The following is a 9,063-nucleotide window of genomic DNA, read 5'->3' on the forward strand; positions in this document are numbered from 1 at the left end:
TGGCTCAGCGCCACCGCGCCTGGCGGTAGCTGGCCGGGGATTCTCCGGTCCAGCGCTTGAAGGCATGAATGAAGCTGGCCGCGTCGGAATAGCCGAGGCGGCTGGCGACTTCATCGAGCTTCAGTTGCGCGGTGGTCAACAGCTCTTCAGCCAGCGCGCGACGCACCTCGTCACTCAAGCTGCGGAACGAGGTGCCTTCTTCCATCAGCTTGCGCCGCAGCGTTCTTGGTGAGAGATGCAATTCGCCTGCGATGGCAGTGCAATCCGGCATGCGGTGTGGCGACCGCAACAGCCGATCTCTTACCTGCATCGATAGTCCCTGGCGAGCCTGCTTGCGTTGCATCAGGCGGCGGCAGTGGTCCTCGCAGGCGCGGGCAATCAGGGCATCGCCCCGTGGCAAGGGTGTGTCGAGAAACCCAGGCTGAAAAACAACCCGATGCCGCGGCTGATCGAAGCAGGGCCTGACGCCGCAGATCGGTTCAAAGGCCCGTGCATACGCGGGTTGTGGCATTGCGAAATCAACGCGCTGAAACGGACGGGCGCCGGGCATGATCTCGGTGATGGCATTTGCCATCGCGGCAAAGTCGCGCTCCAACACGAAGCGCCGCACCGCGGCAGGCACGTGGGCATCGTCCAGCGTCAGCAGCCCCGTGGCATCGTGCACCGCCAAGTCGAAGCGGACGAACGCAAAGCTGAGATCGAGATAACTCAGGGCGATAGCCGCCAGAGCGCGAGGTGTCGGGCTGGTGGCCAGCGCGAAGCCCCAGACGCCGTAGATGCCGAGGTGATACCGCGCGCCGGCTTCCAGACCCAGCGCTGGCACATCGGGGAGGGCGGCAACGAGATTGCCGATCACCCGCAATTCCTGTTCAGGCGTGATGTCCCGGTGCGGTGCCGCAATGTCGGCGGCCGTGAGCCCGGTTGATGCGAGACAGTCTTCGGCGTCCAGGCCATGGTCTGCCGCAAGCCGCACCAGCAACTGGACACTGACGATGCTGCGCGTGATTGAACGTGGCAACTCGCCATGGCTGGGCATGGGCGTGCCGGTCTGCGGGATCGTCATCGATCCTCCGTGTCTCCTCGAACAGCGGTTGTTCAACCCGCTTTGCCCGCAATCTACGCGGGCGACGAGGCCGCGGTCCACTTCATAAGCTGCGGCGGTCGCCCTCATCGCGCAGGGAGAACGGGGTGAAATGCGTGTCGATGTCGTAGGTATCCAACTGCTCGGAGCGCTTCAACCAGCCCACCGCCACGTAGGTGAGCGGGGTGAGCACGACTTCCACCGCCACCTTGAACACGAAATTGAAGAGCATCACGACGAGCAGGGTGTCGGTCTCCCAGAGCCCGTAGAACGCCAGCGGATAGAAGATCAGCGAATCGATGCCCTGCCCGAACACGGTGGAGCCGATGGTGCGGGTCCATAGCCAGCGGCCACCCGTCCAGATTTTCATCCGCGCGAGTACGTAAGAGTTCACGAAATCGCCGACCCAGTACGCCAGGATGCTGGCCGCGACTATTCGGCCGGTCGATCCGAACACCACCTCCAGGGCGGGCTGTAGCTGGGCGTTGTACGGTGTGTCCGCTGCGGGCATATGCAGGACAACCCAGGCCATGAGGCTGGCGAAAATCATTGCCGCGAATCCGGCCCAGATGGCGCGCCTCGCTCGGGCATAACCATAAACCTCGGTGAGAATGTCGCCGAAGATGTAGCTGATCGGAAAGAACAGGTTGCCGGCACCGAAGCTGACCAGCCCGACGATCGGCAGTGTCACAGCACAGACCTTGGCGGGGCCGATCAGGTTCGAGCAAAGCAGGACCGCCACCATGCCGACGAGGCAGAAATCGTAGTAGCGAAACGCGGTGATCTGTTGCGGACGATGCGTCACGGAGCGGCCCCTGAAACCCTGCGGCCAAGAGTGCGTCGCTACGGTCGTCCCGTCCAACCCCGCAGAACCCGTGGCCGGTTTCATTACGCGCAGGGTCATGTCCGAAAACGGCGAGTCTTTCTGATCGGGCCGGACTAGACTGCCGCCATGACCTTGGAACCCGACATCTGCTACGCGGCGATGCAGGCGCGCGACAGCCGTTTCGACGGCGAGTTTTTTGTCGGCGTGTCCAGCACCGGGATCTTCTGCCGGCCGGTTTGCACCGTGCGCCTTCCGCACCGTGACCGCTGCACTTACTACGCCAATGCCGCGTCCGCCGAAGCGGCCGGGTATCGCCCGTGTTTGCGGTGTCGGCCGGAGCTGGCGCCCGGCTCGTCCAGGGTCGATGCCGTGTCCCGGACCGCGGCCCGGGTTTTCGCACGCATTGATGCTGGCGCGTTGACCGATGACAGCCTCGATGCCCTGGCCGCGGAGTTCGATCTGAGCGCGCGTCAGCTGCGGCGGGTGGTCGAGCAGGAGTATGGCGTCTCACCGGTGCAGCTGGCACAGACGCGTCGCCTGTTATTGGCAAAGCAGTTGATTGCCGACACGCAGCTGCCGATGGCCGACGTTGCGTTCGCCGCAGGCTTCTCCAGCGTGCGCCGATTCAACCACCTGTTTCGCAGTCGCTATGGCATGAATCCGACCGCAATGCGTCGAGGCACAGCGGCCGCCGAGGCCGGGCGCGTGGTGCTCAAGCTCGGCTATCGACCGCCGTTGCACTGGGAGGGGCTGGCGGGCTTTCTGTCGAGCCGGGGCGCCACGGTTGTGGAACGCGTCGACCGGGGCGTTTATCGGCGCACGGTGCAGGTGGGCGAGACGACAGGCTGGCTGCAGGCCGAGCCCGATACCGGCAAGCACCAACTGAGGCTCACGGTGTCGGAGTCGCTGGTTCCGATGCTGCGACATCTGCTCGCCGGCGTCCGCCACCTGTTCGACCTGAACGCAAGCCCGGCGGCGATCGATGCTTATCTAGGCCAGGATGCGCTGATGGCCGGTTTCGTCCAACGGGCGCCGGGGTTGCGGATTCCTGGCGCGCTGGATGGGTTCGAGGTGGCGTTGCGGGCCATTCTCGGGCAACAGATCTCGGTCAAGGCGGCCACCACCGTGTTCGGGCGGTTCGCGCAGACATTCGGCCGCCCGGTGGATACGCCGTGGCCAGAGCTAAGCCGCGCGGCCCCGACGGCCGAGGTGTTGGCGCAGGCGCCCCTGCAGCAGATCATCGACCAGGGGATGACGCAGCGCCGGGCGCAGACCGTCCAGACCCTGGCGCGATGCGTGGCGGACGGCGAGATCGTGCTCACCCCGAGCGCCGATGTGGCCGCGACGCAAGTAGCTCTGCTGGCCTTGCCCGGCATCGGCCCGTGGACAGTTCAATACCTGACCATGCGGGCGCTGGGCCAACCGGATGCCCTGCCGGCCAGCGACCTTGGTTTGATGCGAGCCGCTGCCTGCGACAAACCGGCTGAGTTATTGGCCAGGGCAGAGGCCTGGAGACCCTGGCGCAGCTACGCCGCCATGCATCTGTGGCAATCACTGACGCGACCGGACTAGGGGGGCAGCAATGTCTCGATACCAAACTCAAATGGACAGCCCGATCGGGCCACTGACATTGATCAGCGATGGCGCCTCGCTGTGCGGCGTGTCCATGGATGGACCGCAGCGGCTTGCCATGACGGCCGATCGCATGGCCGCAGAAGATGATGTGCTTGCCGAAACACGGCGTCAGCTCACCGAATACTTCGCCGGTACGCGAACGACGTTCGACGTGCCGCTGGCCGGGGCGGGGACCGCGTTCCAGCAAACAGTCTGGGCAGCGTTATGCGGCATCGCCTTCGGCTGCACCGAATCCTATGGCGGTCTGGCGAGCCGGATCGGATCACCCACGGCATCGCGGGCGGTCGGCATGGCGAACGGTCGCAATCCGATCGCGATCATCGTGCCCTGTCATCGCGTGATCGGAGCGAACGGACGGTTGACCGGTTATGCCGGCGGCTTGGAGCGCAAGCAATGGTTGCTCGCACACGAAGCGCGCATTGCGGGGCTGCGGTTGTCCTGAGCCGAACCGAGCGTGTCATCAGTAGCCTTCTTCCTGTTGATGTCGCGCCGTCAGCACGGTCACCGTGGTGTCGTCTTGGATTCGGCGGTGTTCGATCTGCCTGTCGACCGCGTCCTCGACAAAGCTGCTCGGCGTTTCGCCCTCGCGAAGCGCGTTCTCGGCGTTCTCGTGTCACTTCCGGGTGACACGGAGCGACGGAGTAGTTGCAGTTTTCGTCCAAGGCTCCTGCTGCATTGCATATGCGATGCAAGCTGCGCAGTCAGAGGAACTGGGGCAAGTCTGGTTGCCCGATGGCCGTTCGAATCGATCGCTTGGCCGGTTCTGTCATTTCATCCCATGAGCGTCCCGGCGTAGGATCCAGGCCGTTGCCATGGATATCGGCGACAGCAGACGGCCATCAATACCAACACAAGGCCGTCAGGAGGAGACGACATGACGGCGAACGTACGACGTGACCCGCGCTGGATCGCCATGCTCGGCCTGACGCTGAGCATGCTGGCCGGCTGTGCTGGCGATTATGCCGGCGAGGCGGACGACAACACCGCGGTGGATGACACCCCAGCGGGTGGCGATCACTTTCTGACACAGGTTCAGCCTCGACTCGATTTCTGCCGCACCTGCCATATTCCCGGTGGTGTGGCTGACACCGAGGATGGCCATCGTTTCCTGCTGGGTGCGAATGCCGCAGGCGATCGCGATCGCGTGTACGACGCCTGGCAGGCGCTGGGCGAGGGCGTCGAATCCAATCTGCTGCTGATCGAGCCATCCATGCCGGCCGAACCGCATAGCGGCGGCAAGCCCTGGCCGCAGGGCGGCCTTGCCTACGAGGCGATGAAAGTCCTGCTGCAGTGTTTTGAGCAGGGTAGCGACTGCATTACCAACGAAGATCAGATTCCGGTTCAGGAACGGGCGCTGCTCGGTAGCAAGCGCGCGGCACACGCCTGGCAGACGTTCTGCGCGGATCAAGCGGATTCCGCCACGTTGCCGCCGGACCCACGCTCGCAGATTCTGCCCGGCGTGAACGAGGGCAAGGCGGTTTATTTCAACGCCTTCTGGGAGGACTGCCATGTCAATGCGCCGGTGGCTGAACAGGCACCCCGGACCTGCGGGGAGTACCGGGCACGACGCGATCGGGGGTATCAGTTTTTGACTGACGAACTGCCGTCGCTGGCGATGTCTGCGGAAGAATTCAACGCCACGTGGCAAGCATGGGGTCTGGACGAGCGCCCGGAGAATTTCGACGAGCTCTACGGCCTGCGCTACGGATTGAACCCGGCGTCGTTCGACAACCCTTATCCGCTGCCCGGCGAGGACCCGAACGCCACGAATGGCGGCTCCGGCCAGCTGCCGTTGGGAATGCGTCAGCTCAAGGATGACGATGGAAGCTGGACCGGTGAAATCGGTACGGCCGCCTGCTTTCTCTGCCACGGCGGGGAGCTGGACGGCGCCGACGGCGGCGCGTCACTGGGGCTGGCAAGCCTTGGGCTGGGTAACAACAACTACGATCCGATGATGATCGGCCGCGATGGCATGCCGTGGGCGCAGGCCGAATATGTTGCCGATGTACTGCCGCCGCTGGACGTGAACACCCTGTTCAACATCGGCATCAAACAGCGGGGACAGAACAATGCCGTCGGCGCCTTCGAGTTTCTGGTGACGGTGCTGGATTCGGACAATCTCGGACTCAATCCGAATCCCTTGAAATTCGTCACCATTAACGGTGCCCAGGGTGTGCTGGACGTGTCGCATCCGTTGGCCCACACGCAGGACACGCCGCCGTGGTGGAACATGAGCGTGCGGCCGCGCAAGTTCTTCGATGCCGGTGTATCCAATGACTCCACCCGCATCATCATGGCCGCTGGCCCCGGCGAGATCGGTGATCTGTTCTCCGCCGATGGCGCTCCCTACCGCGAGCGGATCGAGCAGTGGGATCAGGACCTGGAGGCCTTTTTCCTGTCCCGTCGCTCGCCCGAATGGCCGCGCGAGATTGATGCCGCGTTGGCCGAGCAGGGGGCGGTGCTGTTTCACGCCAAGGATTTGTGGGCGGAAGCCGGAAACGCCGACGCCCCAAGGCCTCATGGCGGCAATGGGTCCTGCGCCTCCTGTCACGGTGCTTATGCGCCGCGTTACGTGCACGATCCGGCGTACCTGGCCGACCCGGCCTGGGAAGGCATCGGTGCGCATATCGCCCCGCTGGAGGTGATCGGCACCGATCGGGCGCGTGCGGACATGCTCACGCCAACGCTGCGCGAGCGCTGGGACATGACCTATTGGGGGTATCCCGAAGGCGTGCCGGGTTATGTGCCACCCGAGGACAAGGACCCGCTGACGGAGGTCGCCGACGACATGTATCTCGAACGACCGGTGGGGCTTTGCGGCTGGGAGAAATCGGTGATCGGCTATCAGGCGCCACCGCTTTACGGTGTCTGGGCGACGGCACCGTATCTGCACAATGGGTCCGTGCCGACGCTGGAGCAGGTGCTGGATTCGGCTTCCCGCCCCGACATCTGGCAGCGGCAGCTGCGCCGCGACGGCCCTGTCGTGGGTTTCGATCAGTCGCTGGATCGCGCCTATGATTTCCAGGCCACTGGCTGGAAACATACGGTGCTGGGTTGCAGCGACATACCCGGCACCGCCGTGCTGAACTGCAACCCGCTGAATGATCAGGGGCCGTCGCTTTCGCAACTGACCCAGAACCTGCTCAACAGTACGATTAGCTGGGCCGGATTACTCAGCCTGCCGGACCCGACTCCCGGGGCATTCGACAAGCGGCTGGTCTACGACACGCGGATTCTGGGCAATGACAACGGCGGCCACAGCTTCAGCGACGTGCTGACCGAGCCAGAGCGTCGAGCCATCATCGAGTACCTGAAGACCTTGTAGATTCTGATGCCGGACCGTCGCCCGTGATCCGGAAGCCGGGTGACGGTCATCGACACGACCCTGAAATATGGACATGCGATGCTGGCCGGCTTGGCAATCGCAATGAGTCTGTTCGCATGGCACCCCCGCTGAATCGTCGTGAATTTCTTCGAACTGTCGCCGTGTCGTCGGCTGCTGTCGGCGGTGCTGGCCTGTCCAGCGCCGTGCAGGCGCAGCAGGCCGAGGCCTTCTCCCCGGAACTGCCGGGCGGGGACTGGCATTTTCCGGCCCGCGCCGAACTGATCCCGTTTGGCCACGCCGTGGCCTCGGGTGATCCGCTGGCGGATCGCGTGATCCTGTGGACGCGGATCACGATTCCCGATGCTCGAGGCTGGGATGTCACGCAGGTGCCAGATCCGCAAGGGTTTTCCACCGTTGAGGTGGGTTGGCTGATTGCCACCGACCCGGCGCTGCAGGATGTGGTCAACAGCGGCACCGTGACCACCGATGCCGCCCGGGATTTCACGGTGAAAGTGGATGCCGGCGGGCTGCAGCCGGCGACCACGTACTGGTACGCATTCACGGCGCTGGGATATCGCTCGCCGATCGGTCGTACGCGCACCGCGCCTGCGGTGGGGCAGGGCATTACTGAACTCACTATCGGCCACGTGGCCTGTACGTCCTGGTGGCAGGATTTTTTCAACGGCTACGCACGCATGGGCGAGCGTGGCGATATCGATCTGATCACCCACGCCGGGGATCATGTTTATGAAGTCTCCGGCAATCACATGTCCAGCCGTCAGTACCCGGATGCCGACGGCAATCCGCAGGTGCTGGGTTACGAGGATATCGACAACCGGTCGTGGCGATCGGTCGGCGAGTGCCGCCGCCGCTACGCGCTTTATTATCAGGACCCGAACCTGATCGCCGCGCATATCGGTGCGCCGTTCGCGATCATGGCGGATCAGCATGACTACGATGACGCCAGTGATGGCGACACGGTGTTGATCTCACGCCAGCAGGCGGGCGAGATCTATCACGAGTGGTGTCCACTGCGCTCGCCGATCCCGGACGGCTCAGGCCGGTTTCCGGCGCCGACGGGGCCGAACACGAACGTTCCTATACCGCGTGGTGACGACGCGTTTTTCAGCTACCGCTCGTTGCCGTACGGCGATGTCGCCGAGATCGTGTTGATCGACATCCGGCGGCACCGCGACGATGCCGCGACCGAGATGCCGATTCTCGGCGACCGCCAATGGCAGTGGCTGCAGGAAACACTGCTGGCGGCCAAGGCGCGCGGCGCGCGACACAATGTCATCGTCAACCAGATCAACATGTCGCAGCTGGGGACGGTCAACACTCCGCTGTACGACGTTTACGGCGAGGCGTTGGAGGCCGGGCTGGGCATCGACCCGCGCGGGCCGGAGCTCTACACCTCGGGCTGGGGTGGGTACCCGGCCGACCGCCGCAAGCTCTATCGTTGGCTGCGGGAGCAGGAGATCGTCGACAACATCGTGCTCTCGGGTGACTCGCATGGCTGGTTTGGCAGCGACCTCACTGAAGATCCGCAATTGCCGAATTACGTGCCGCTGACGGGTCTCAGCCTGCTTCAGCCGGTGGGCGTGGAAATGGTGGGCACATCGATGGGCAGGCCGGGGCTGCAGGATGTTGTGGCCGATGAGCTGTACTGGCAGGCCAATGGCGGGCGTGATGCTGCGCCGTTCGACGACGCCGAAACCTACGACACGAACTACCGCCCGGCGGGACTGGCGGCGGCCATCGCACTGGAAACGGCGGCCAAGGCCGCGAACATCAATCTCATCTATTTCAACTGGCGTGCGGAGTACGGGCACACCATGATTCACTTGCGCGAGAGCGAGGCCATCCTTGAAAACTGGGCCTCGCCGCAGCGGGCCATGAGCGACACCGCCGAGTTGCTGGCCCAGCACAGCACCCCCGTCGGCAACCCGCATTTGCGTCCGGTTCTGGCGCCGGTGGCGGTCGTGGGCGCGCGCAACGATGTGGCGGCGCCACCCCCGGAAACACTGCCCCCGGAGATTGTTACCCCGGACGGTCCGGCGTCGGACCCGGTCCAAGGGGCGGGTGGCAGCTTCACCCTGGGGACCGCGGTGCTGCTGGGTGCCGCGGAACTGTTGCGCCGCCGGATGCGTGCGACACAGGACGAAGACGCATAGGTTGTAGCGTCCCGTCGACGCA

General features: G+C 64.4%; 6 protein-coding genes. 4 read left to right on the plus strand and 2 right to left on the minus strand.

What is annotated here, in order from left to right:
- Positions 1 to 4: 4 nt before the first annotated feature.
- Together ACE1EY_RS07820 and ACE1EY_RS07825 are read right to left on the minus strand one after the other, a co-directional pair.
- Positions 5 to 1,063 carry an AraC family transcriptional regulator gene (locus tag ACE1EY_RS07820; protein WP_370299877.1) on the minus strand — a complete coding sequence of 353 codons (1,059 nt, stop codon included), beginning with the start codon at positions 1,061 to 1,063 and terminating at the stop codon, positions 5 to 7.
- A gap of 82 nt (positions 1,064 to 1,145) precedes the next feature.
- The gene (locus tag ACE1EY_RS07825; protein ID WP_370299878.1) at positions 1,146 to 1,886 is read right to left on the minus strand and encodes a queuosine precursor transporter; all 741 of its coding nucleotides are present in this window, start codon (positions 1,884 to 1,886) and stop codon (positions 1,146 to 1,148) included.
- A 147-nt stretch (positions 1,887 to 2,033) separates the two neighbouring features.
- Here ACE1EY_RS07825 and ACE1EY_RS07830 point away from each other — a divergent pair, with 147 nt between their 5' ends.
- The 4 genes from ACE1EY_RS07830 (at position 2,034) to ACE1EY_RS07845 (ending at position 9,041) form a co-directional block, all read left to right on the plus strand.
- Positions 2,034 to 3,479, plus strand: a complete 1,446-nt coding sequence (locus tag ACE1EY_RS07830) for an AlkA N-terminal domain-containing protein (RefSeq protein WP_370299879.1) — start codon at positions 2,034 to 2,036, stop codon at positions 3,477 to 3,479.
- A gap of 10 nt (positions 3,480 to 3,489) precedes the next feature.
- Entirely contained in the window at positions 3,490 to 3,984 is a 495-nt protein-coding gene (locus ACE1EY_RS07835; protein WP_370299880.1) for a methylated-DNA--[protein]-cysteine S-methyltransferase, read from the plus strand.
- A 432-nt stretch (positions 3,985 to 4,416) separates the two neighbouring features.
- Complete coding sequence (locus tag ACE1EY_RS07840) at positions 4,417 to 6,867, plus strand: hypothetical protein (RefSeq protein WP_370299881.1); 2,451 nt, start codon at positions 4,417 to 4,419, stop codon at positions 6,865 to 6,867.
- A 116-nt stretch (positions 6,868 to 6,983) separates the two neighbouring features.
- A complete protein-coding gene (locus ACE1EY_RS07845) occupies positions 6,984 to 9,041 on the plus strand; it encodes an alkaline phosphatase (RefSeq protein WP_370299882.1) in 2,058 nt (685 codons plus the stop codon).
- The last annotated feature ends 22 nt before the right edge of the window (positions 9,042 to 9,063 follow it).

Origin of the sequence: Abyssibacter sp., from assembly GCF_964229365.1 — a bacterium.
Taxonomy (GTDB): domain Bacteria; phylum Pseudomonadota; class Gammaproteobacteria; order Nevskiales; family OUC007; genus Abyssibacter.